Annotated in this window: 22 protein-coding genes and 1 pseudogene; 15 read left to right on the top strand and 8 right to left on the bottom strand. The window is 60.4% G+C overall.

Annotation, left to right across the window (positions count from 1 at the left end; all coding sequences use genetic code 11):
- Positions 1-16: 16 nt before the first annotated feature.
- The 8 genes from AB4O36_RS05040 (at position 17) to ppnP (ending at position 9328) form a co-directional block, all read left to right on the top strand.
- Positions 17-1807 (top strand): acyclic terpene utilization AtuA family protein, encoded by a 1791-nt coding sequence (locus tag AB4O36_RS05040; RefSeq protein WP_460141166.1) that lies wholly within the window; start codon positions 17-19, stop codon positions 1805-1807.
- Positions 1808-1819: 12 nt separating this feature from the next.
- Entirely contained in the window at positions 1820-2683 is an 864-nt protein-coding gene (locus AB4O36_RS05035; protein ID WP_460141165.1) for an SDR family oxidoreductase, read from the top strand.
- A gap of 3 nt (positions 2684-2686) precedes the next feature.
- Entirely contained in the window at positions 2687-4303 is a 1617-nt protein-coding gene (gene atuC, locus AB4O36_RS05030) for a geranyl-CoA carboxylase subunit beta (RefSeq protein ID WP_460122146.1), read from the top strand.
- Between the two features lie 24 nt (positions 4304-4327).
- On the top strand, positions 4328-5485 hold the full coding sequence (atuD, locus tag AB4O36_RS05025; protein WP_460141164.1) for a citronellyl-CoA dehydrogenase: 1158 nt from the start codon (positions 4328-4330) through the stop codon (positions 5483-5485).
- Complete coding sequence (locus tag AB4O36_RS05020; RefSeq protein WP_460122142.1) at positions 5482-6279, top strand: enoyl-CoA hydratase/isomerase family protein; 798 nt, start codon at positions 5482-5484, stop codon at positions 6277-6279. The genes atuD and AB4O36_RS05020 overlap by 4 nt, the downstream gene beginning before the upstream one ends.
- A 120-nt stretch (positions 6280-6399) precedes the next feature.
- Positions 6400-8361, top strand: a complete 1962-nt coding sequence (locus tag AB4O36_RS05015; RefSeq protein ID WP_460141163.1) for an acetyl/propionyl/methylcrotonyl-CoA carboxylase subunit alpha — start codon at positions 6400-6402, stop codon at positions 8359-8361.
- Positions 8362-8431: 70 nt separating this feature from the next.
- Positions 8432-8974, top strand: a complete 543-nt coding sequence (locus AB4O36_RS05010) for a 3'-5' exonuclease (protein WP_460122138.1) — start codon at positions 8432-8434, stop codon at positions 8972-8974.
- 69 nt (positions 8975-9043) lie between these two features.
- Positions 9044-9328, top strand: coding sequence for a pyrimidine/purine nucleoside phosphorylase (gene ppnP, locus AB4O36_RS05005; protein WP_460122136.1), 285 nt, complete (start codon positions 9044-9046; stop codon positions 9326-9328).
- 68 nt (positions 9329-9396) lie between these two features.
- Here ppnP and AB4O36_RS05000 read toward each other — a convergent pair whose 3' ends face one another.
- Both AB4O36_RS05000 and AB4O36_RS04995 read right to left on the bottom strand, forming a co-directional pair.
- Complete coding sequence (locus AB4O36_RS05000; protein WP_460122134.1) at positions 9397-10203, bottom strand: MOSC domain-containing protein; 807 nt, start codon at positions 10201-10203, stop codon at positions 9397-9399.
- Between the two features lie 164 nt (positions 10204-10367).
- Complete coding sequence (locus AB4O36_RS04995) at positions 10368-11303, bottom strand: chemotaxis protein CheV (RefSeq protein WP_460122132.1); 936 nt, start codon at positions 11301-11303, stop codon at positions 10368-10370.
- Positions 11304-11739: 436 nt separating this feature from the next.
- On the opposite strand from AB4O36_RS04995, the gene AB4O36_RS04990 reads away from it, so the two are divergent.
- The 3 genes from AB4O36_RS04990 to AB4O36_RS04980 all read left to right on the top strand — a co-directional run bounded on the left by AB4O36_RS04990 (position 11740) and on the right by AB4O36_RS04980 (position 14074).
- The gene (locus AB4O36_RS04990; protein WP_460122130.1) at positions 11740-12198 is read left to right on the top strand and encodes a hypothetical protein; all 459 of its coding nucleotides are present in this window, start codon (positions 11740-11742) and stop codon (positions 12196-12198) included.
- 326 nt (positions 12199-12524) lie between these two features.
- Positions 12525-13418: a sensor histidine kinase gene (locus AB4O36_RS04985; protein WP_460142110.1), complete on the top strand. Its 894-nt coding sequence runs from the start codon at positions 12525-12527 to the stop codon at positions 13416-13418.
- Positions 13415-14074, top strand: coding sequence for a response regulator (locus AB4O36_RS04980; protein WP_460122128.1), 660 nt, complete (start codon positions 13415-13417; stop codon positions 14072-14074). The genes AB4O36_RS04985 and AB4O36_RS04980 overlap by 4 nt, the downstream gene beginning before the upstream one ends.
- On the opposite strand, the pseudogene yegS reads toward AB4O36_RS04980, so the two are convergent.
- Positions 14058-14980: pseudogene (gene yegS / locus AB4O36_RS04975) on the bottom strand (lipid kinase YegS). The gene AB4O36_RS04980 and the pseudogene yegS sit on opposite strands and share 17 nt — an antisense overlap.
- 224 nt (positions 14981-15204) lie before the next feature.
- Here yegS and AB4O36_RS04970 point away from each other — a divergent pair.
- Positions 15205-15513: a hypothetical protein gene (locus tag AB4O36_RS04970; RefSeq protein ID WP_460122126.1), complete on the top strand. Its 309-nt coding sequence runs from the start codon at positions 15205-15207 to the stop codon at positions 15511-15513.
- A gap of 55 nt (positions 15514-15568) precedes the next feature.
- Here AB4O36_RS04970 and AB4O36_RS04965 read toward each other — a convergent pair whose 3' ends face one another.
- On the bottom strand, positions 15569-16795 hold the full coding sequence (locus tag AB4O36_RS04965; RefSeq protein ID WP_460141162.1) for a molybdopterin molybdotransferase MoeA: 1227 nt from the start codon (positions 16793-16795) through the stop codon (positions 15569-15571).
- Positions 16779-17318 (bottom strand): molybdenum cofactor biosynthesis protein B, encoded by a 540-nt coding sequence (gene moaB, locus AB4O36_RS04960; RefSeq protein WP_460122122.1) that lies wholly within the window; start codon positions 17316-17318, stop codon positions 16779-16781. The genes AB4O36_RS04965 and moaB overlap by 17 nt, the downstream gene beginning before the upstream one ends.
- An 81-nt stretch (positions 17319-17399) precedes the next feature.
- Between moaB and mobA the strand changes: the two genes are divergently transcribed.
- Both mobA and AB4O36_RS04950 read left to right on the top strand, forming a co-directional pair.
- Entirely contained in the window at positions 17400-18002 is a 603-nt protein-coding gene (mobA, locus tag AB4O36_RS04955; protein WP_460122120.1) for a molybdenum cofactor guanylyltransferase MobA, read from the top strand.
- A 77-nt stretch (positions 18003-18079) separates the two neighbouring features.
- A complete protein-coding gene (locus AB4O36_RS04950) occupies positions 18080-18301 on the top strand; it encodes a YgdI/YgdR family lipoprotein (RefSeq protein WP_460122118.1) in 222 nt (73 codons plus the stop codon).
- 60 nt (positions 18302-18361) lie between these two features.
- On the opposite strand, the gene AB4O36_RS04945 is transcribed toward AB4O36_RS04950, so the two are convergent.
- The 3 genes from AB4O36_RS04945 to AB4O36_RS04935 all read right to left on the bottom strand — a co-directional run bounded on the left by AB4O36_RS04945 (position 18362) and on the right by AB4O36_RS04935 (position 20026).
- Positions 18362-19252: a pseudouridine synthase gene (locus AB4O36_RS04945; protein ID WP_460141161.1), complete on the bottom strand. Its 891-nt coding sequence runs from the start codon at positions 19250-19252 to the stop codon at positions 18362-18364.
- 71 nt (positions 19253-19323) lie between these two features.
- Positions 19324-19644, bottom strand: coding sequence for a transcriptional regulator (locus tag AB4O36_RS04940; RefSeq protein WP_460122114.1), 321 nt, complete (start codon positions 19642-19644; stop codon positions 19324-19326).
- 145 nt (positions 19645-19789) lie between these two features.
- The gene (locus AB4O36_RS04935) at positions 19790-20026 is read right to left on the bottom strand and encodes a glutaredoxin family protein (RefSeq protein ID WP_460122112.1); all 237 of its coding nucleotides are present in this window, start codon (positions 20024-20026) and stop codon (positions 19790-19792) included.
- 210 nt (positions 20027-20236) lie between these two features.
- Between AB4O36_RS04935 and AB4O36_RS04930 the strand changes: the two genes are divergently transcribed.
- Positions 20237-21949, top strand: coding sequence for a cation:proton antiporter (locus tag AB4O36_RS04930; RefSeq protein ID WP_460122110.1), 1713 nt, complete (start codon positions 20237-20239; stop codon positions 21947-21949).
- Position 21950 lies beyond the last annotated feature (1 nt).

Raw genomic sequence — 21950 nt, 5'->3', positions numbered from 1 at the left:
GACTATGGAAAGGTCTGTGCCTGAAACTGTTCGCATCGGTTGCGCCAGCGCGTTCTGGGGCGACACCTCGACTGCCGCCGCGCAATTGGTGGAGGGCGGGAGCCTGGACTACCTGGTTTTCGATTATCTGGCGGAAATCACCCTGTCGATCATGGCCGGCGCGCGGCTTAAAGATCCCCAGGCCGGCTACGCCGGCGACTTCATCGAAGTGCTCAGCCCCCTGCTGGGAAAACTCGCCGAACAGAAAATTCGCGTTATCAGCAATGCCGGCGGAGTCAACCCACAGGCGTGCGCTGCAGCACTGCAAGCCGCGTGCGACAAGGCTGGCGTCGCGCTGAAAATCGCCGTGCTGTTGGGCGATGACCTACAACCGCGATTAAGGCAGTTGAGCCATCTTGGACTCGAGGAAATGTTCAGCGGCGCCCCCCTGCCCGCGTCATGCGTTTCTACCAACGCCTACCTCGGTGCGCCGGGCATAGTCGAAGCCCTGCACCTTGGCGCGGACATCGTGATCACCGGTCGCGTGGTCGACAGCGCCGTGGTCAGCGCCGCGCTGGTACATGAATTCGGCTGGTCCTGGCACGACTACGACAAGCTCGCCCAGGCCGCCCTCGCCGGCCATATCATCGAATGCGGCGCGCAGTGCACCGGTGGCAACTTTACCGACTGGCGCGACGTACCCGATTACGAACACATCGGTTTCCCCATCGTTGAAGTCAGCGCCGACGGCCAATTTGTCGTCAGTAAGCCCGAAGGCTCCGGCGGCCTAGTCACTCCGCTGACCGTCGGCGAACAGATGCTCTACGAAATCGGCAACCCGCAGGCTTACCTGCTACCCGACGTGGTCTGCGATTTCACCAAGGTGAAGCTGGTGCAGCAAGGCCGCAACGCGGTCCAGGTGCACGGCGCCAAGGGGCTGGCGCCTTCCGATCAGTACAAGGTCAGTGCCACCTACCCGGACGGTTTTCGCTGCACCGCCAGTTGCCTGATCGCCGGGATCGATGCGGTCGACAAGGCGCGACGGGTCAGCGAAGCGATCATTAACAAAACTTGCGACATCTTCCGCCAGCGCGGTTGGGCGCCTTACAGCGAGGTCAATATCGAACTGCTGGGCAGCGAGGCGACTTACGGGCCCCATGGCCAACGCCAGGACAGCCGCGAAGTGGTGATCAAAATCGCCGTACGCCACCCGGATAAAAAGGCGCTGGTCACCTTCTCCCGGGAAATCGCCCAGGCCGCCACCGGCATGGCGCCGGGACTGACCGGCATCGTCGGTGGTCGGCCGACGGTGTATCCGGTGATCCGACTGTTCTCGTTCCTGATCGACAAGAGCGCCTGCGCCCTGCAGATCGACATCGACGGTCAACGTCACCCCTGCGCCCTGCCCGCCCTCGACACCCTCGCCACCACCGACCTGCCCCGGCCATTCGAAGCGCCCAAACCCTCAGGACGAGCCGATGCCAGTGTGGCGCTGGTCAAACTGGCGGTTGCGCGTTCCGGCGACAAGGGCAACCACAGCAACATCGGGGTCATCGCCCGCGAGCCGGATTACCTGCCATGGATCGCTGAAGCCCTGACCCCGGCAGTGCTCGTCGACTGGATGAGTCACGTGCTTGATCCGGTTCACGGGCGCGTCGAACGCTGGTACCTGCCCGCGACCCACAGCCTCAATTTTCTCCTGGAAAACGCCCTCGGCGGAGGTGGCGTGGCCAGCCTGCGCATCGACCCGCAGGGCAAGGCTTTCGCGCAACAACTGCTGGACATCCAGATTCCGGTACCGCAATACATCGCCGATCAGTTCAACTAGAGGACCGCCGCCGTGGCCTACGATTCAATTTTCAAAGCCGACCTGTTTGCCGGCCAAACCATCATCGTCACCGGTGGCGGCAGCGGTATCGGTCGCTGCACCGCCCATGAACTGGCGGCCCTCGGCGCTCATGTGCTGCTGGTGGGGCGCAAGGCCGATAAGCTCAAGACCGTGGCGGCCGAAATTGCCGAGGATGGCGGTCGCGCCGATTGGCAGGCGTGCGACATCCGCGACGAAGAAGCGGTCAAGCATCTGGTCAGCGAACTGATCCGGCAACACGGGCCGATTCATGGCCTGGTCAACAACGCCGGCGGCCAGTTTCCGTCGACGCTGGCGGCGATCAACCAGAAGGGTTTCGAAACGGTGATGCGCACCAACCTGGTGGGCGGATTCCTGATGGCCCGCGAAGTGTTCAACCAATCGATGAGTAAACACGGCGGCGCCATCGTCAACATGCTCGCCGACATGTGGGGCGGCATGCCCGGCATGGGGCACTCGGGCGCGGCGCGTTCAGGCATGGATAACCTGACCAAGACCGCCGCGTTCGAATGGGGTTACGCCGGAGTGCGGGTCAATGCCGTGGCGCCAGGCTGGATCGCTTCCAGCGGCATGGACACCTACGAAGGTGCGTTCAAGGCGGTAATACCGACCCTGCGCGAACACGTACCGCTCAAGCGCATTGGCACTGAATCGGAGGTCAGCGCAGCGATCGTGTTCCTGCTCAGCCCCGCCGCCGCCTTCGTCAGCGGTAGCACCTTGCGCATCGACGGTGCCGCCAGCCTGGGAGGACGCGCATGGCCGATCCACAAGGCGACCAACAGCGAATCCTACAACGGCTTTCACCGCGCCTACCTCCCCGACGTGCTCAAGGACTAAGCCATGCCAGTGATCGAGTCGCAGATCGACCCGCAGAGCGAGGCGTTCGCTCACAACCGTGCGGCCATGCTGGCCGCAGTCGAACACATCCGCCGGTTGGAACAGAACCTTCTGGACAAGGCTGCCCAAGCCAAGCCGAAATTCGACAAGCGCGGGCAGTTGTTGCCCCGCGAGCGCCTCAACCTGTTGCTCGACCCTGGCGCGCCGTTTCTCGAACTGGCCAGCCTCGCCGGCTACAAGTTGCATGACGACAAGGACGGCAGTTCGGCGGGTGGCGGCCTGATCGCGGGCATTGGCTACGTGTCCGGCACCCGGGCACTGGTCATCGCCAACAACAGCGCGATCAAGGGGGGGACGATTTCCCCCAGCGGCCTGAAAAAATCCCTGCGCCTGCAACAAATTGCCGTGGAAAACAAACTGCCGGTGATTACCCTCGCTGAAAGCGGTGGCGCCAACCTCAATTATGCGACGGAAATTTTCGTCGAAGGTGCACGCAGTTTTGCCAATCAGGCACGGATGTCCGCCATGGGTTTGCCGCAGATCACTGTGGTCCACGGCTCGGCCACGGCGGGCGGCGCCTATCAGCCGGGCTTATCGGACTACGTCGTGGTGGTGCGTGGGAAGGCCAAGCTGTTTCTCGCCGGGCCGCCATTGCTCAAGGCGGCCACCGGTGAAGTCGCCACCGATGAAGAACTGGGTGGCGCCGAGATGCACGCGCAAACCGCCGGCACCGCCGAGTACCTGGCTGAGAACGATGCCGATGCCGTGCGCCAGGCTCGCGAGATTGTCCGGATGCTGTCATGGAACGATCAGTTGCCGTGGTCACCCGAACGTCGCTTTGAAACCCCGCGCTACCCCATCGACGAATTGCTCGGGCTGATTCCCGATGACCCGAAAAAGCCCTACGACGTGCGCGAAATCATCGCTCGGATCGCCGATGGCTCAAACTTCCTCGAGTTCAAGGGCGAGTTCGATCAGCAAACCGTCTGCGGTCATCTGCATATCGAGGGGCGCGCTTGCGGCTTCATTGGCAACAACGGCCCGATCACACCCAAGGGAGCCAGCAAGGCTGCGCAATTCATTCAATTGTGCGACCAGAGCCGCACGCCCCTGCTGTTCTTCCACAACACCACCGGCTTCATGGTCGGCACCGAGTCGGAACAGCAAGGCGTGATCAAGCATGGCGCCAAGATGATCCAGGCCGTGGCCAACGCGCGGGTGCCTAAACTGACCATCGTCGTCGGTGGCTCCTACGGCGCCGGCAACTACGCCATGTGTGGCCGCGGCCTGGATCCGCGCTTCATCTTTGCCTGGCCCAACAGCCGTACCTCCGTGATGGGCGGCGCCCAGGCCGGCAAAGTGCTGCGTATCGTCACCGAAGCCAAACAGCTCAAGGACGGACTGACGCCCGATCCGAAAATGCTCGACATGCTGGAGCAGGTCACCGCGCAGAAACTCGACAGCCAGTCCACCGCGCTGTACGGCAGCGCCAGCCTGTGGGACGACGGCCTGATCGACCCCCGCGACACCCGCACCCTGCTTGGTTATTTGCTGGACATCTGTCATGAGGCGGACACGCGACCGCTGCAAACAAACAGTTTTGGCGTAGCCCGGTTCTGAACCGGCCAGAGGAGAACAATAAAAATGATCTTCACCCAGGAACACGAAGCACTGCGCCGTACCGTCCGCCAATTCGTCGATCACGAGATCAACCCGCACGTGGAGGCGTGGGAAAAGGCCGGGCGTTTTCCGATCCACGAGATATTCCGCAAGGCGGGTGAGCTTGGTCTGCTCGGCATTTCCAAACCAGAAAAATTCGGCGGCATGGGGCTCGACTACAGCTATTCGATCGTGGCCGCCGAAGAGTTCGGCACCATTCATTGTGGCGGAATCCCCATGTCCATCGGCGTGCAGACCGACATGTGCACGCCGGCACTGGCACGGTTCGGCTCCGATGAGTTGCGTGAGCAGTTCCTGCGGCCAGCCATCAGCGGCGAACAGGTCGGTTGCATCGGCGTGTCGGAAGTGGGTGCCGGCTCCGACGTGGCCGGCTTGAAAACCACCGCTCGCAAGGACGGCGACGATTACGTGATCAACGGCAGCAAGATGTGGATCACCAATTCGCCCAGCGCCGACTTCATCTGCCTGTTGGCCAATACCTCCGACGACAAGCCCCACATCAACAAGTCGTTGATCATGGTGCCGATGGACACCCCCGGCATCAGCATCAGCTCGCACCTGGACAAGCTCGGCATGCGCAGCTCGGAAACCGCCCAGGTGTTTTTCGACAACGTGCGCGTACCGCAGCGCAACCGCATCGGCCATGAAGGCGCAGGGTTCATGATGCAGATGCTGCAATTCCAGGAGGAACGCCTGTTCGGGGCGGCGAACATGATCAAGGGCCTGGAGTACTGCGTCGACAGCACCATCGAGTACTGCAAGGAGCGCAAGACGTTCGGCAGCGCACTGATCGACAACCAGGTGATTCACTTCCGCCTGGCCGAACTGCAAACCGAGATCGAATGCCTGCGCGCGCTGGTCTATCAGGCCACCGAGCAATACATCAAAGGCCAGGACGTGACGCGCCTGGCGTCCATGGCCAAGCTCAAGGCCGGGCGCCTGGGTCGCGAAGTCACCGACAGTTGCCTGCAATACTGGGGCGGCATGGGATTCATGTGGGAAAACCCGGTGTCTCGAGCCTATCGCGATGTGCGCCTGGTTTCCATCGGTGGCGGGGCTGACGAAATCATGCTGGGGATCATCTGCAAACTCATGGGCATCCTGCCGGGGAAAAAGAAATGAGCACCCTGCCGGTTTGTCAGACGCTGTCGCTTGAGCCGCATAACGGCGTGCTGCACATCACCCTCAACCGCCCGGAATGCCGCAACGCCATGAGCTTGCAAATGGTCGCCGAACTACGGTCGGTGCTGGCGGCCGTGCGCGATGACAGGGGCGTTCGCGCCCTGGTGATCGGCGGTGCCGGCGGGCATTTCTGCGCCGGTGGCGACATCAAGGACATGGCCGGTGCCCGGGGCCAGGGCGCCAGCGCCTACCGCGAGTTGAACCGCACGTTCGGCGCGCTGCTGCAGGAAGTTCAGCATGCGCCGCAGGTGGTGGTCACGGTTCTGCAAGGCGCTGTGCTCGGTGGCGGCTTTGGTCTGGCTTGCGTCAGCGATGTGGCGATGGCCGATCACCAGGCTCAATTCGGCCTGCCGGAAACCAGCCTCGGCCTGATCCCTGCGCAGATAGCGCCGTTCGTGGTCCAGCGGATCGGCTTGACCCAGGCCCGCCGCCTGGCGCTGACGGCAGCGCGCTTCGATGGCATTCAGGCACATCGCATGGGCCTGGTGCACTTTGTCGAGCAGGATGCGCAAGCGTTGGCCGAGCGCCTCGATGAAGTGTTGGCCCATGTGCTGTGCTGCGCGCCAGGGGCGAATGCGCTGACCAAACAATTGTTGTTGGCCAGTGTGGCGCAGCCCTCGGAGGAGCTGTTGGATCAGGCGGCCGAGTGGTTCAGTGAAGCAGTGAGCGGGGCGGAAGGGACCGAGGGGACCGTGGCCTTCGTGCAAAAACGTAAGCCGGGGTGGGCTTCCTGAAAGAGCATCGCGAGCAAGCTCGCTCCTACAGGGATTTCGGGTGCTCCAAATACCTGTAGGAGCGAGCTTGCTCGCGATGAGGCCCGCACATTCACCGCCAAAATCAGGGGAATAAAAACCATGCCCGGATTCAACAAAATCCTCATCGCCAACCGCGGTGAAATCGCCTGCCGCATCCAGCGCACCGCCCAATCCCTGGGTTATCGCACCGTCGCCGTGTTCAGCGACGCAGACGCCGATGCCCTGCATGTGCAAATGGCCGACGAGGCCGTCAACATCGGCCCGGCCCCGGTGCAACAATCCTATCTGAACATCGCGACCATCCTCGACGCCGCCCGCCGCAGCGGTGCCGACGCGATTCACCCCGGCTACGGCTTTCTCTCGGAAAACGCCGATTTCGCCCGCACGTGCCAGCAGGCCGGCCTGACCTTCATCGGCCCGAGCCCCGAGGCCATCGAACTGATGGGCAGCAAACGCCTGTCGAAACTGGCCATGATCGAGGCTGGCGTCCCCTGCATCAAGGGTTACCAGGGCGCCGAGCAGGACGATGCCAGGCTCAGCCGCGAAGCCGACCACATCGGTTTTCCGCTGATGATCAAGGCCAGTGCCGGCGGCGGTGGGCGAGGCATGCGATTAGTACACGATGCCGCCGACCTGCTTGCGCAGGTGCGCACCGCGCGCTCCGAAGCCCTGAATGGTTTTGGCAGCGATGAATTGATCCTCGAACAGGCGCTGATCGATCCGCGCCACGTTGAGGTGCAAGTGTTCGGCGATCAGCACGGCAACCTGATTTACCTGGGTGAGCGTGACTGTTCGATTCAACGCCGCCACCAGAAGGTCATCGAGGAAGCGCCCTGCCCGGTCATGACCGCCGAACTGCGCCAGGCCATGGGCGAAGCGGCCCTCAAGGCGGGACGGGCGGTGAACTATGTAGGCGCCGGCACCGTGGAGTTCCTGCTGGACGCACGCGGGCAGTTCTACTTCCTGGAGATGAATACCCGGTTGCAGGTAGAGCATCCGGTCACCGAACTGATCACTGGCCTGGACCTGGTTGCCTGGCAATTGCACGTCGCCCAGGGACTGCCACTGCCGCTGCGCCAGGAGCAGGTGCAACTCAGCGGCCACGCCATGGAGGTGCGCCTGTACGCCGAAGACCCGACCCAGGGTTTCCTGCCGCAGACCGGCCGCGTCGTCGGCTGGGAGCCAGCACTGCAAGTTGGCGTACGCATCGATCATGGCCTGATTGAAGGGCAGCAGGTCAGCCCGTTCTACGATCCGATGCTGGGCAAGATCATCGCCCATGGAGCCACCCGTGAAGAGGCGCGGCGCAAGTTACTACGGGCCGTGCAGGACTGCGTGCTGCTGGGCCTGCCGAGCAACCAGCGCTTGCTCGCCAGCCTTCTGGACCACCCGCAATTCGTCAGCGGCACGTTCAGTACCGGATTCATACCAACCCATTTCGCCGACCACCCGTGCCTGCATGCCTATGCCCCCGGTGCCGAAGAACTGGCGACGGCGGCAGCATTGTTCTATCAGTCCTCGGCACAAGCCCACACCGCCGCGCAGTCTGGCTGGCGCAATAACGCCAGTGTGCCACTGCACTACCGCATCTGTGTCGAAGATCAGGACTGGCCGGTTCAACTCAACGCAGAGCCAGGCGAGCCCTACCGGGTTCAAGTTGCCGACCGGACTCTCGAAGTCAGCGTGATCCAGTGCGATGGACACCGGGCCACCCTGGATATCGACGGCATCCGCCAGCGACGCGCCTACCGGCTTGAAGGTGGCGAACTCTGGCTGTTTTCTCGCGCCGGCAGCCTGCGCCTGGTGGATCGAACCCAGGCGCCGGTCAGCAGTCAGGTCAGCGCCAGCTCCGGGACGCTCAAGGCACCCATGGACGGGGCGATCGTCGACGTGCTGGTCACGGAAGGCAGTCCGGTCAGCAAGGGCCAACTGCTGGTGGTGCTGGAGGCCATGAAAATGGAGCATCCGCTGAAAGCAGGCATCGATGGGGTGCTCAAGCGCTTGCAGGTCCGGGTCGGCGATCAGGTCAAAAATCGTCAGATTTTGTTGGAGGTCGAATAAGCCGCTAGGCGGATGCGCTGGCTTTGGCTACGCTCAAGCCCATCAGCACGCGGATATCAGGAAACCTGCAATGCCTCATTGGCTGGTCATTGATCTGGAAGCCACCACCGATGAAGGCGGTTGGCCGGTCACGGAAATGGAAATCATCGAAATTGGCGCCACGCTGGTGGATCGACAGGGGCGCGAACAAGATCATTTCCAGCGGTTCGTGCGCCCGCTGCGTCGCCCTTTGCTGACGCCGTTTTGCCGGGAGCTGACCCACATTACCCAGGCCAACATCGACAGCGCACAACCGCTGACTGAAGTCTGGCCGGTGTTCGAACGGTGGCTCGGCCAACATCACGCACGCCTGGAAGGCTGGGCCAGCTGGGGAGACTACGACCGCAAGCAACTGGTACAGGAATGGCAGCGCCTGCAACTCGACAGCCAGCTCAGCCGTGTACCGCACATGAATCTCAAGCAGCGCTATGCCAAAGCCAGGCGACTGGAGCGACCGTTGGGCCTCAACGGTGCGCTGCAACTGGCGGGGCTTCAGTTCAGTGGTCAACAGCATCGGGCGCTGGAGGATGCGCGTAATACAGCACGTCTGTTACCGCTGGTCCTACCCCTCTAGAGAGGTGACGCCGCCCGGGGCCTTGTGCATACTGGCCGGCCTTTTTCAGCCCTTTTCGAGGAATCGCCCATGTTTAAAGTCAACGAGTACTTCGACGGCACCGTCAAGTCGATCGCTTTCGGCACCGCTGAAGGTCCGGCGACCATCGGCGTCATGGCACCGGGCGAATACGAATTCGGCACCAGCCAGCGCGAAATCATGCACGTCGTAAGTGGCGCCCTGACCGTCAAACTGCCTGACAGCAGCAACTGGGAAACCTTCGAAGCCGGCAGCCAGTTCAACGTACCGGCCAACAGCAAGTTCCAGCTGAAAGTGGCGGTCGATACCGCTTACCTGTGCGAGTACCGTGGTTAACCCACAGGTTTTCAGCGCATAAAAAATGCCCGTGTCTTTCGATACGGGCATTTTTCATTCAGGCTTGTTTATTCCAGCACGGTCACTGGCATGCCGACCTCGAGTCGACCATTGCCGTCGTTGACCAGGTTCTGGCCAAACATCGCCCCCTCTTCCCGGGCACGGTATTTCTGCAAGGTCGCGAAGGGTTCACGGTCATCGCTGCGCGCACCGGTCTGCGGATCGATAGTGGTCAGGATGCAACGCGAACATGGCTTGACCACTCGGAACTCGACCTCGCCGATACGGATGCGTTTCCAGCCATCCTCGGCAAACGCCTCGGCGCCCTCGATCACCAGATTCGGCCGGAAACGCAGCATTTCCATGGGACGCCCGACCTTCTGGGACAAGTCTTCCAGGGACGCCTGACCGATCAGCAGCAATGGAAAACCATCGGCAAACGCCACCTGATCGTCGTCCTTGCCATAGCCCGCCTGGGTAGTACGCGCACGGTCCAGCGGTACTTGGACCAGGCGAGTCGGTTTGCCGATGAACTCACTGACCCAAGCGGCCGCCTCGTCTCCGGCATCCGGTACACGCAAGGTGTCGCGCCAGATCGTTACGCCACGCAACTCGGCGTCACTGGCAGGCAGTGCGATATCGATCGGCGAATGGCCTGGGGCTGCGAGGGTCAAGCCACCATGGGTATTCCACAACGCCGACAACTGGCTCATCGGCGCCACCGCACGCTGGGTCAGGAAGCGCCCACTGGCCTCGTCCACCAGCATCCAGCGTCGATCTCCCTCGAGCCCCAACTTGTCGAGGCTGACCTGCTCCAGGACCTCGCCCTTGCCGGATTTCAATGGAAAACGATAAAGCGCGCTCAAACGCAGCATGTCCAGCTCCCTGAGGTGATCAAAACGTCACCCTATACCAAAATCACCTGTGTCTGTAGGAGCGAGCATGCTCGCGATGGCGTTGAACGATGACGCTGGCTGCCTGACACCCCTCGTTATCGTTGACGACCATCGCGAGCTTGCTCGCTCCTACAGGGGTAACTTCACGCAGGCACCGCATCGAGCATCAAGCGCTGGCGAACCACATCCACCAGTTTGTCAGGCTGGAATTTGGACAGGAAGTTGTCGCAGCCGACCTTCTTCACCATCGAGTCGTTGAAGCTCCCCGACAACGACGTGTGCAACACCACGTAGAGGCCACGCAGGCGCGGATCGTTACGAATTTCGGTGGTCAGGCGATAGCCGTCCATTTCCGGCATTTCCGCGTCGGTGAACACCATCAGCAGTTTGTCGGTCATGTTGACGCCACTGTCCGCCCATCCCTTGAGCATGTTCAATGCCTTCAAGCCATCACTGGCGATGTGCATCTTCACGCCCAACTGGCCCAGGGTGTCGCGCAATTGCGAAAGGGCGACGTTGGAGTCATCCACCAGCAGCACCTCGCGGCCCCGGGCGCGTTCCAGTACAGGGTCGTCGAGTTTGTCGCGGGACACCTTGGCGTTGTACGGCACGATTTCAGCCAGGACTTTTTCCACATCGATGATTTCCACCAGTTGATCGTCGACCTTGCTGATGGCGGTCAGGTAATGCTGGCGACCCGCACTGGTCGGCGGTGGCAGGATGGCTTCCCAATTCATGTTGACGATGCGGTCCACGCCACCGACGAGGAATGCCTGCACCGAACGGTTGTATTCAGTGACGATGATCGTACTGGTCGGGCTGGGCACCAGCGCACGCATGCCGATGGCCTGGGACAGGTCAATCACCGGCAATGTCTGCCCGCGCAAGTTGACCACGCCACACACGAACGGGTGGCGCTGGGGCATCAGGGTCAGCTTTGGCAGTTGCAACACTTCCTGCACCTTGAACACGTTGATCGCGAACAATTGCCGCCCCGCGAGTCGGAACATGAGAATTTCCAGGCGATTCTCACCCACCAGTTGCGTGCGTTGGTCTACCGTGTCGAGAATGCCGGCCATCAATGACTCCTGGGCTTGTTCTGATGAATTCACTAAAGGGGGTTATCGGCTGTCTTTGCCGCATCTTGACCCTTATAAAATGCCCGCTCAGGCATTGATGTCACATTAACATCATGCTTTACTAGCGTCCTCAATTCATCTGCTTCAATTCCTGCCGCGCGACAACAGTTCGCACGTTAGGTTCCCGTGCCTAAGGGAATCCCTGAGCATCAATCAGGCCCAACCTGATATTCGCAATATCCAATAGCCATTAATGTGACGCCATTCTCATTGCATGAACGGAGTCAGGCTATCGTGCGCGACCGCAGTTCAGGGGTTTTCCATCCTATCGAGACTCTTGCCTGCCGCGCTATCGGCCGGATCGCGACCTGATGCCCGCCGCTCACGCCCATACACCCGACACGCTCTCACTTGACATGAAGTTGTGGAGATAAGTATGCCGAACGACCGTAAAGAGTGGGCCCAACGGCTTCCCGAATTTCTCGTCGAGGCAGAAACGCTCCTGGCCAAATCCGAGGAGTGCCTGAGTCATTTGCAACTGATCAGCAACGACAAGGACGCCATCGAGTGCATGATGAGTACCCTGCTGAAGCTGGCCAGCAAAGCGGATGCTCTCGCCCTGGGCGCCGTTTCGGAATTCTCCCTGCACATTCATGGCCTGCTCAATCACGCGCAACATCATGTGGACCTGCATGCGCAGGCGCTGCAAGCGCTGAAAGACTGCTTCACGCTGATGGCCTGGCAGCTTGAGCTGATCGACCAGAACACCGGTCAACTCAGTCTTGATCAGAGTGAACAGACCTCACTGATCGAAGCCTTTGCCTTCCAGGTGGGGCAAAGCCAGTTTCACCCGCCTGCCCATTCGAAACCGCTCAGGCTTATCTCTTTTTCATAACGCCCAGTTGAGTTTCCTGCCAACGCCTCGATGGTTTATCTCAGACTATTGGGTAGCTTGAATTAAGTCATGCCGCAATTGAATAATTCGGCAGCGACAGTTCGCCACACTTAAACCCTCTACAAATAGTTTTCATTTGTAGAACTAAGGTGCCAACTCTCTAATTCCTGACCATTCGGACATATATACCGAACGCGACCAACGGTATGTGAAGTGGTACTATGTCCTCCATTAATTGACGTCAATTAATAGCACAGTGACCCTTACATAGATTGTGTCCAAATGGCCAGTCTGTCCGCAGCGAACATCTATTGGCTCCATCCGCTATGTATGCCAACCTCAAGTCAATGACCAAGTGGCTCCCCTCCCGAGAAAACGCCCGCCGGTTCACGCTATTAGTGTGTATTGCCTCGGCGCTTGGCAGCGTGGCGGTCTATTGCCTGTCCACTCGGCTGCCGCTGGCATTACTGCTGGTCAATATTGCGGTATTGGCTTGCGTACTGACGCAGCAGCGTCTCTCGCGCAAATCCATAAAGTTCGAGCCTCGGGAGCTGGCTGAGCGGTTACTGCAAGTCCAGGAAAACGAACGGCATCGGCTGAGCCGCGAATTGCATGACGACATCGGCCAGTTACTCACCGCTGCCAAGCTGCAAAGCCAATGGCTCAAGCGCCGCGTGCCCGAAGAACTCCAGGGACAGTGCTCGCTGCTCTGCGACACGCTGGACGAGACCCTGGCGAAAGTGCGAGACGTATCGGCCATCCTCAACCCCAGGCAACTGACCAGCCTGGGTCTTGAAGCCAGCTTGCGCGAGCACTTGCTCAAGACGTTGGCCAACACGTCGGTGAACTGGAGCCTGGAGTGCCAGTCGCGTTTGACCGGCATTCCCGAAGAAATGGCGCTGGCCGCTTTCAGGATCACTCAAGAAGCGGTCACCAATATTTTGCGCCATGCCGACGCGAAAAATCTTCTGGTGCGCCTGCAACGCCAGCCCCAAGGCCTGTGGCTCTCGATCAGTGACGATGGCCTGGGTTTTTCGCCAGCCACTGACCCAGGCCGTGAAGGGCAACGCGGAATGGCCGGGATGTCGGAGCGGATCGACCAGTTGGGTGGTACCCTGCGGGTGACCAGCGAGCCGGGCAAAGGCACTCAAATCGAAGCTCTCTTCCCCTGGGCGCCCCGTGCGCTGGAACGGGCCAGCACCCATAAGGTTATGCATTGACTTGTAACTTACTTCTGGTGGATGACCACTCGCTGATCAGGGCGGGCGTGCGCGCCCTGGTGATGGATATTCCAGGCTATGCGGTCGTCGGCGAGGCCAATGACGGCTCGCAGTTGCTCGAGATGTACGAGCGCCTGTTGCCGGACATCGTGCTGTTGGATATTTCCATGAAGCAGACCGGTGGCCTCGAGGCCTTGCAACATCTCAAACGCCAGCACCCACTGAGCAAGGTACTGATCCTGTCGATGCATACCGACCCTGCCTTGATCATGCAGGCACTGGAGTCTGGCGCTCACGGTTATCTGCTCAAGGACACCACGGCCACCGAGCTTGAACACGCCTTGACAGCACTGAGCAATAATGAGCGTTACCTGAGCCCCGCCATCGCTCATACGGTCATCAATCAGGCGTTGACCCGCAATCAGAAACTCCAGCCAGAGCCCGTCGATTCGCACAATCTTACGCCACGCCAGTTGGAAATCCTGAGGTTGATCGTTCGGGGCAAATCCACCCGCGAGATCGCCAATGGCCTGGGCTTGAGTATCAAGACGGTCGAAACCCACCGCTCGCAGATCATGAAACGCCTGCAGATTTACGACGTGGCGGGTCTCGTGCTGTTCGCCGTGCGTGAGCAGATCATCAGTCTGGACGATTGATCGCTGCCGCTGCTGGCTTGCCCAGCAGTGGAGAGTCTTGTGGCAAATGCACCCGCAAGGCTGCCGGGCGTGCAGCGAAGCGCAAACTATCACCCTCCAGCGGTTCGCCATCGAGATTGATGGAAAGGCCTTCCGCGACCTTGATTTCCACCCAAGGCAAACGAGCGCGGACAAACAGGCTATCGATCCCGAAGCCATCGGCAAGCAGGCTCTTCAACGTACCCACCACTTCCTGGGGAGCCGGCAGAATGCTGATGTCCAGCAGGCCATCGTCCGCCAGTGCCTGCGGGCACAATTCGTGGCCACCGCCTGCCTGGCGACCATTGCCGATGCCCAGGGCCAGCAAGTCCCCACTCCACTGAAAATCCGGACCGTTGAGTTCTCCATAGGCAGCATGCAACTCATTGAAACGTGTTAACCCGGTGAACAGGTACGCGGCGCCACCCAGCACTTTCTTCAGATCCTCCGAAGTATTTGCGGTGACCTGGCTGCCGAAGCCGCCCGTCGCCATGTTCAGGAACATTTGGCCGCCTACCTCACCGAGGTCAATGGCCCGGGGTTCGGCATCCAGCAGGTCCAATGCCAGGGCCGGCTCAAGTGGCACCCCGGCGGCACGGGCAAAATCGTTGGCGGTTCCCAGCGGCATCAGTACCAGGCTGGCGTGTCCCGAATGCGAAGCCATGGCCTCGGCAATATCGCGCAGGGTGCCGTCGCCACCGCCAGCAATGATCTGCTTGTAGCCTGCCGCCAGCGCTTCCTGTACGAGTCGTTGTGCGTCCCCCCCTCCCATGTCAGACGCACGGCCAGCTCCCAGCCTTGCGCGCGTCGGTCCTGAACAGCCGATCGCACCTCTTCGTTGAGCGCCTGCTTGCCGTGCAAAATCAACATTGCCTTGCGTTCGCCCATTGCGGTCATTCCCATGATTGATTCGTCTGAGAAATGTGACCTCCGAACACCGCATAAAAGTCGCAAAAATATTAATTATTTCAAGTCGAACGACGGCGAGGTCCTACAAGGCGGGATCTTTTCTTACAAAACGTGATGAATCGGCTCAATTGACCCGCCAGGGTGATTGGTACAACTTGGTCATCACCGTTGTTCAGTCATCAGCAGCACTACAGGGACGTACCATGCACAGCCATGACACCAGGTCACCGGGCACCCCGGCCGCACCGCTCGCGGAAAGGCGGGCCAGCTATCAAACCGAACTCAAACACCGCGCTGAAACCACTGGAGAAACTGACATGGAGCCTCGTGTCGTCGAGCTTGAAACGCACCTCAAATACATCCGCAGAGATATGGAAGAGATTCGGGGTGACGTTAAATCCATCAAGCACAGGCTTGCCTACGCCGCCGGCGGAACAGCGGTGGTTCTGGGCCTGCTGGGATGGATCGCCAACACCCGGTTCGATCAACTGGTGGCGCTGGTTGTTCACTGAATGCAGCCCGCAAACAACACCCGGTTCGCTGAACCGGGTTTGTTCATGTCAGGCGTCAGCCCAGCACTTCACTCAAAGGAATGAAGCCGACGCTGTCACCTTCAACCAGCGTGCGCTCCTCCAGCACCTCTACCAGGCCATCAGCCCATGCGGCGCTGCGCAACACACCCGAGCTCTGGTTTCGGTAAATGATCGCCCGGCCGTTTTCCAGACGCCCTCGCAAATACTCGCGTCGACTTCCGGCCTTGGGCCAGGAAAAACCGGCCGGCACCTGGAATTTCAAGGGCTCGAGCGCGGTTACGCCCTGGCGGCGCAGCAGATAAGGCCTGGCCAACAAAGCAAAAGTCACCAGGGTCGATGCCGGGTTGCCGGGCAGGCCGATCACCGGCACGCCACGAAAATGTCCAAACGTCAGCGGTTTGCCGGGTTTGATCGCAAGTTTCCACAAGGCAAGCTCGCCCTCTTCCCGCAAGGCGATGCCCAGAAAATCCGCCTCACCCACCGATACGCCACCGGTAGACAGAATCAGGTCGACATCCTTCAACTCACCCAGTCGGGTACGAGTGGTCTCGAGGTCGTCGGGCAGAATGCCGGCGTCGACCACCTCGCACCCCATACGCTGCAACCAGCTGCACAGCAGCACTCGGTTGCTATTGTAGATCTGCCCCGGCCCCAACGACTGCCCAGGCTCGACCAGTTCGTCACCGGTCGAAAGCACCGCAACGCGAACCTTGCGAATCACCTCCAACTGCGCACATCCCAGGGAGGCGGCCAGGCCCTGCTCTATCGGTCCCAGTCGTGTACCGGCAGCCAGAGTCAGCTCACCGACCGTGGCTTCCTGGCCTTGGGGGCGAATGTTCTGCCCGGATGTCAAAGCCTCAGTGAACCGGACGCGACCATCAGCCAGCAGCTCGGCGTTTTCCTGCATTTCGACGCAGTCCGCCCCAGCAGGAACCGGCGCACCGGTGAAGATTCGTGCGCAGGTGCCAGGGGTCAATGGCTGGGGCGCGTTCCCTGCAAATATCTTCTGGCTGACCACCAGCGGCTCTGCACTGCCGTCAGCCGCGCGCAAGGCATAACCGTCCATTGCACTGTTGGGCCACGGCGGCAGGTCGAGCGTCGAGATCAGGTCATCGGCCAGCACGCGGCCCTGCACCTGAGCCAAGGGCAGGCGCTCTCGATCGGTAATCAATGAAGCAGTGGCCATCTCCAGCAAGCGCGCCTGCGCCACCTCCACCGCCATCAAGCTGCCGGCCTTGCCTGGCTTACCCACGGGATTCACAAGGGGCCGCCTGTTTCAGATGAGGCACGAAATTACACGGACGGTGCCGGGAGTCCAGCTGTTCGGCAAGAATGCCGTCCCAACCGGTCCTTACGGCATTGGTCGAACCCGGCAGGCAGCACACCAGGGTGCCATTGGCGAGGCCGGCCAGGGCACGTGACTGAACCGTTGAAGTGCCGATGTCCGCCACCGATATCTGGCGAAACAGCTCACCAAAGCCGTCGACCTGTTTGTCCAGCAGGCAGCTCACCGCCTCGGGTGTGCTGTCGCGCCCGGTGAAGCCGGTACCGCCGGTGATGAGCACGACCTGTACGACATCGTCGGCAATCCAGTTGGCAACTTGCGCGCGAATTTTGTAGAGATCATCTTTAAGCAGGACCCGGGCGGCCAGGTTATGGCCAGCAGCGTTCAAGCGGTCGACAAAGACCTGGCCCGAGGTGTCGGTTTCCAGGGTACGCGTATCGCTGACGGTCAACACCGCGATATTGAGCGGCGCAAAAGGTACTTCAGCCTTGGCTTTCATAGGCTCATCCAGTTGTAGGAGAAACAGCCCGGTGTTATATCACAGCGCTCCCTTTTTCCGCCGCTCCCATGGAGACCCCTCATGATCTCGAATTCACCGTTGCCACCCTGCTCCATCCTGCTCCTGGCAGGTGGGCGCGGCCAACGCATGGGCGGTCGGGACAAAGGCTTGATCGAGTGGCAGGGCGAACCACTGATCGCACACCTTCAACGCAAGACCCGTCCGTTGACCGATGACCTGATCATTTCCTGCAACAGGAACCTGGACAAATACGCGCCCTACGCCGACCGATTGGTCCATGACGATGACGGTGAATTTCCCGGGCCACTGGCCGGTATTCGTGCAGGCTTGCAGGTGGCTCACCATCGCTACCTGATGGTCCTGCCCTGCGATGTGCCGCGCATTGACGCCGCGCTGCTGCATGACATGCTTGAGGCTGCCAGCCAGCACCCGGACAAACCCTTGATGCTGCGCCACGGAGAACATTGGGAACCCTTGCTCAGCGTCATTCCCGTCACCCTGCGCGATACGTTCGAGAGTGCGTGGCAGGACGGTGAGCGCAGTCCGGGCCGCATCATGCGTAAACTCGGCGCGACGGCCCTGCAATGCCCCGACAACGATCCGCGCCTGGCCAATCTCAACACGCCAGATCTGTTGAGCTTGCATAACGGCGTTTCAGATTGACGCTAGCCAAGGAACTTGCGCGCGTTGTATACGTCTCACGCTCAGTAACCAAAAGAATTTCCATCGGAGATACACTCATGAACCAACGGATCCTCGCCACCTGTCTGCTCGCACTGGGCCTCGCGACTCTGGCCGGTTGCTCCTCGCCTACCGTGATCACCTTGAACGACGGCCGCGAAATCCAGACCGTCGACACGCCCAAGTACGACGACGACTCCGGCTTCTACGAGTTTGAACAACTGGACGGCAAACAGAACCGCGTCAACAAGGACCAGGTTCGTACCGTTAAAGAGTTGTAAGAACATCGGATATGAAAAAGCCCGCTTCATGCGGGCTTTTTTACGCATGGAAAACGCTGCTCACCATTGCAGGGTGAGCAGGCTCTGGAACTCCCGCAACTCACCGGAAACCGGGTCGGTAAACCGCAATCCCTGAGCGAGCAGTTTCAAGGGGTTGGCGTAGTCGTCCTCGACGTCGTTGAGCACGTCCGGATAAAACGGGTCGTTGCAGATGCTGGCACCCAGGGCCGTCATGTGCACACGCAACTGATGTTTCTTGCCCGTCACCGGATAAAGTCCGTAGCGCCACAAATCTCCGTTTTTCTCCCGGACTTCGACGGCCGTCTCACTGTTGCACGCGCCCGGCACTTCCTGCATGCGAAAGAACGGCTCGCCATCGATCAGCCGGCTTTTGTGCACTAGGGGAAAAGTCAGATCCGGCAGCGCCCGGGCAATGGCCTCGTAGCGCTTTTCGATTTGCCGGGTCGGGAACAACGACTGATACGCGGAGCGACTCTGCGGATTGGCGGAAAACAGCACCAACCCCGCTGTATGCCGGTCGATACGATGCAAAGGCACAAGGTGCGGATTATCCAGGCGACGGATCAAACGCCGTAACAGGGTCTGTTCCACGTACTCACCGGCCGGGGTCACAGGCAGGAAATGCGGTTTGTCCGCCACCACCAGATGCTCGTCGGCATAGAGGATGGATTCAACCACCGGGATCACTTTCTCGTGTGCAACCTCACGAAAATAATGAATCCGCAAACCTTCCCTGTAGGCCAGGTCTACCGCGATCGGCGCACCATTGCCATCCAGAACTCGCCCCCGGGCGATCCTGTCCAGCCATTGCTCGCGGCCAATGGCACTGAAGTGATCACACAGGCAGTCGAGTACCGTCAGCCACGGCCCAGGGGGCAAGTAGAGTGTACTGGCCTGGCTCTGCGCAGCGCTGAATAATGAAGTGGACATACAGAAGCTCTAACCCTCAATACAGGCCGGCATTATCCAGCAGTGCCCGGGTCGAGCCTAGAGAAGAATCCTCACGCGGTAATCGGCTGGGCGCCAGCTGCCGCTTCGGTGTACTCCTTCAGCCAACGCAGCACATCCACCGCTTCCCAGCGCACCGGATCGTAGAGCGCATACAACAACCCCTGGTAACCAACGACATCCAGTTGTCGGTGATAACCTGCACGCTGGAACAATGCCTCGATCTCGGCAAAACAGGTATTGAAATGCAATTTGGTGAAAGGCGTCTTGCCTTCCGTGACCAGGCCCTCCAGGCGCAGCTCACTGACGGCGTCACGCACGACGTCCACCGACATCAGGTTAACGCTGCTTTTCAATTGTTCGACATTGACCAAGATTCATCCCTCGACTCACGGGATCACCTGTCCAGGCCGCAAGGAGGACGAGCAGGACGGGCAATCCGGATAACTGTATGAACATACAGTAACCGAATAACGAGTCCCGCGCCAATGTTGACGCAAGATTCAGAGCAACGGCGGCTCAGCGCAGAAAGGCGACCACCTGATCGCCATCAAACGGCCAATCGAGTTCTGCCCCGGTGTCCAGGCGCCGCAGGACCGGAATACGCAAACCGTAATCTTCGACCCAGTCTTCGTTTTCCGCGATGTCGACCAGCTCCACCAGCAAACCGTGCTCGACCAGGGGCATCAGTTCATCTTCGGCAAGCTCACAAAGGTGACACCCCAAGGTGCCGAACAGCTGACATTCAGGAGGCATGAGTGCAGGACCCGACAAAGTAGGCGTCCATTCTAGGCCTGCGAGCCGGTGCAGTCGACCCAATAGGGACAACCTGGCGGCGGAAGAAAAAACTCAAAAATTTCGGGCCGACGGCTGACACACATCATTGGACCCTGATATCAATTGCGTGATCCTCGCGACTTTTTTGTCTCTACGCTGCAATGGCCAGCGTTTGCTCCGGAGCGTCCAGTGTTTGCCAATCTGCTGATCATTCTCGCCTCATCCCTGGTAGTGATTGCCCTGTTCCAGCGTCTGCGCCTGCCGCCGGTGCTGGGTTACCTGTGCGTCGGGCTGATGATCGGGCCTACGGCATTCAACTGGGTCAATGAAAGTGAAGAACTGCCCGACCTCGCCGAACTGGGCGTAGTGTTCCTGCTGTTTTCACTGGGGTTGGAGTTTTCCCTGTCGAAAATGCTCGCGCTGCGCAAAGTCGTGTTCCGGCTGGGCAGCCAGCAAGTGCTGGTCACCGCGCTCTTGCTGGGCGGGTCGTTGATGCTGCTCGGCTTGTCGGCGACGCCTGCCCTGCTGCTCGGCGCCGGCCTGTCGCTGTCATCCACGGCCATTGTCAGCAAGGAGTTGGGCAGTCTCGGCGAGATTTTCAGCAGCCACGGCCAGAATGCGATCGCGGTACTGCTGTTTCAGGACGTCGTGGCGGTGTTGTTGCTGACCCTGGTGCCCGTCTTCGCCGGCAGCAGCGATCAGGCCTGGTATTGGGCGTTGCCGGTGACACTGGGCAAAACCGTGGTGCTGTTCCTCGGCCTGCTGCTGGCCAGTCGCTGGCTGCTGCCGCGCCTGTTCCATGAAGTGGCCGCCGCTCGTTCCGCAGAACTGTTTGTGCTGCTGGCCCTGGTGATCGTACTGCTGACGGCATGGCTGACGCATCTGCTCGGACTCTCTCCGGCCCTCGGTGCGTTTCTTGCCGGCATGCTGCTGGGCGAAAGCCACTATCGCCATCAAATCGAGGCCGACATCCGTCCGTTCCGCGACATCCTGCTCGGGGTATTTTTCGTCAGTATCGGCATGCTCATCGACTTGCAACTGTTCACCAGCCACGGCCTGTTGATACTCGGCCTGACGTTGGGACTGTTGCTGATCAAGGGCTGCGTAGTCGCGCTGCTGGTCAAATGGCGTGGCAGTGACGCTGAAACCGCCTGGCGCAGCGGCCTGGCCCTGGCCCAGGGCGGCGAATTCTGCTTTGCATTGATGGCCCTGATGCAGCAAAACCAATTGATGCCTGCTGACATCGGCGGGTTGCTGCTGGCCGCCACCTTTTGCTCGATGCTACTGACGCCCCTTTTACTGCGAGCCGCCCCGCGCATCGCCCTGCGCCTGCACCGCAAACCCAATGAAGAAGCCAAGCTCGAGGAAATCAGCGCGCTCAATGCAGACCTGCGTAACCACGTGGTGATTTGTGGTTATGGTCGCGTTGGCCAATCCATCGGCCGCTTTCTGCGGCAAGCGCAACAACCCTACATTGCACTGGACAATGATCCGGTGCGTGTCCAGGAAGCCGGCGTGGGCGAAACCTGCGTGCATTATGGCGACTCTCGTCGTGGCGAGTTGCTGGTCGCCGTCGGCCTGGAGCGCGCGCGGCTACTGGTGATCGCCGTCGACCAGGCTGATATCGCCCTGCTGATTCTGAAAGAAGCACGCCGGTTCAACACCCATGTGCCGATTCTGGTGCGCACGCGGGACGACAGCCAGTTGACCGAACTGAAAGCGGCGGGCGCCAGTGAAGTGGTGCCCGAACTGCTCGAATCCAGCCTGATGCTCGCCTCTCATGCGCTGATCATGCTGGGCTTGCCGGGACAGCAGGTCCAGGACCGGGTCGACCAGGTGAGGCGAGACCGCTATCGCCTCCTGCACGACTTTTACCCCGGCGCGGATGATGAAGAGACGTGAT

It is taken from the genome of Pseudomonas sp. S2_E01, from assembly GCF_054668365.1.
The sequence above is the reverse complement of the archived record's forward strand: the minus strand, read 5'-3'. Positions and strand labels throughout refer to the sequence as shown.

What these genes read in the sequence shown, in the direction of transcription:
- atuC (WP_460122146.1), top strand. Translation starts at nt 2,687, where the DNA reads ATGCCAGTGATCGAGTCGCAGATCGACCCGCAGAGCGAGGCGTTCGCT.
- atuD (WP_460141164.1), top strand. Translation starts at nt 4,328, where the DNA reads ATGATCTTCACCCAGGAACACGAAGCACTGCGCCGTACCGTCCGCCAA.
- AB4O36_RS05020 (WP_460122142.1), top strand. Translation starts at nt 5,482, where the DNA reads ATGAGCACCCTGCCGGTTTGTCAGACGCTGTCGCTTGAGCCGCATAAC.
- AB4O36_RS05015 (WP_460141163.1), top strand. Translation starts at nt 6,400, where the DNA reads ATGCCCGGATTCAACAAAATCCTCATCGCCAACCGCGGTGAAATCGCC.
- AB4O36_RS05010 (WP_460122138.1), top strand. Translation starts at nt 8,432, where the DNA reads ATGCCTCATTGGCTGGTCATTGATCTGGAAGCCACCACCGATGAAGGC.
- ppnP (WP_460122136.1), top strand. Translation starts at nt 9,044, where the DNA reads ATGTTTAAAGTCAACGAGTACTTCGACGGCACCGTCAAGTCGATCGCT.
- AB4O36_RS05000 (WP_460122134.1), bottom strand. Translation starts at nt 10,203, where the DNA reads ATGCTGCGTTTGAGCGCGCTTTATCGTTTTCCATTGAAATCCGGCAAG.
- AB4O36_RS04995 (WP_460122132.1), bottom strand. Translation starts at nt 11,303, where the DNA reads ATGGCCGGCATTCTCGACACGGTAGACCAACGCACGCAACTGGTGGGT.
- AB4O36_RS04990 (WP_460122130.1), top strand. Translation starts at nt 11,740, where the DNA reads ATGCCGAACGACCGTAAAGAGTGGGCCCAACGGCTTCCCGAATTTCTC.
- AB4O36_RS04985 (WP_460142110.1), top strand. Translation starts at nt 12,525, where the DNA reads ATGTATGCCAACCTCAAGTCAATGACCAAGTGGCTCCCCTCCCGAGAA.
- AB4O36_RS04970 (WP_460122126.1), top strand. Translation starts at nt 15,205, where the DNA reads ATGCACAGCCATGACACCAGGTCACCGGGCACCCCGGCCGCACCGCTC.
- moaB (WP_460122122.1), bottom strand. Translation starts at nt 17,318, where the DNA reads ATGAAAGCCAAGGCTGAAGTACCTTTTGCGCCGCTCAATATCGCGGTG.
- mobA (WP_460122120.1), top strand. Translation starts at nt 17,400, where the DNA reads ATGATCTCGAATTCACCGTTGCCACCCTGCTCCATCCTGCTCCTGGCA.
- AB4O36_RS04950 (WP_460122118.1), top strand. Translation starts at nt 18,080, where the DNA reads ATGAACCAACGGATCCTCGCCACCTGTCTGCTCGCACTGGGCCTCGCG.
- AB4O36_RS04945 (WP_460141161.1), bottom strand. Translation starts at nt 19,252, where the DNA reads ATGTCCACTTCATTATTCAGCGCTGCGCAGAGCCAGGCCAGTACACTC.
- AB4O36_RS04935 (WP_460122112.1), bottom strand. Translation starts at nt 20,026, where the DNA reads ATGCCTCCTGAATGTCAGCTGTTCGGCACCTTGGGGTGTCACCTTTGT.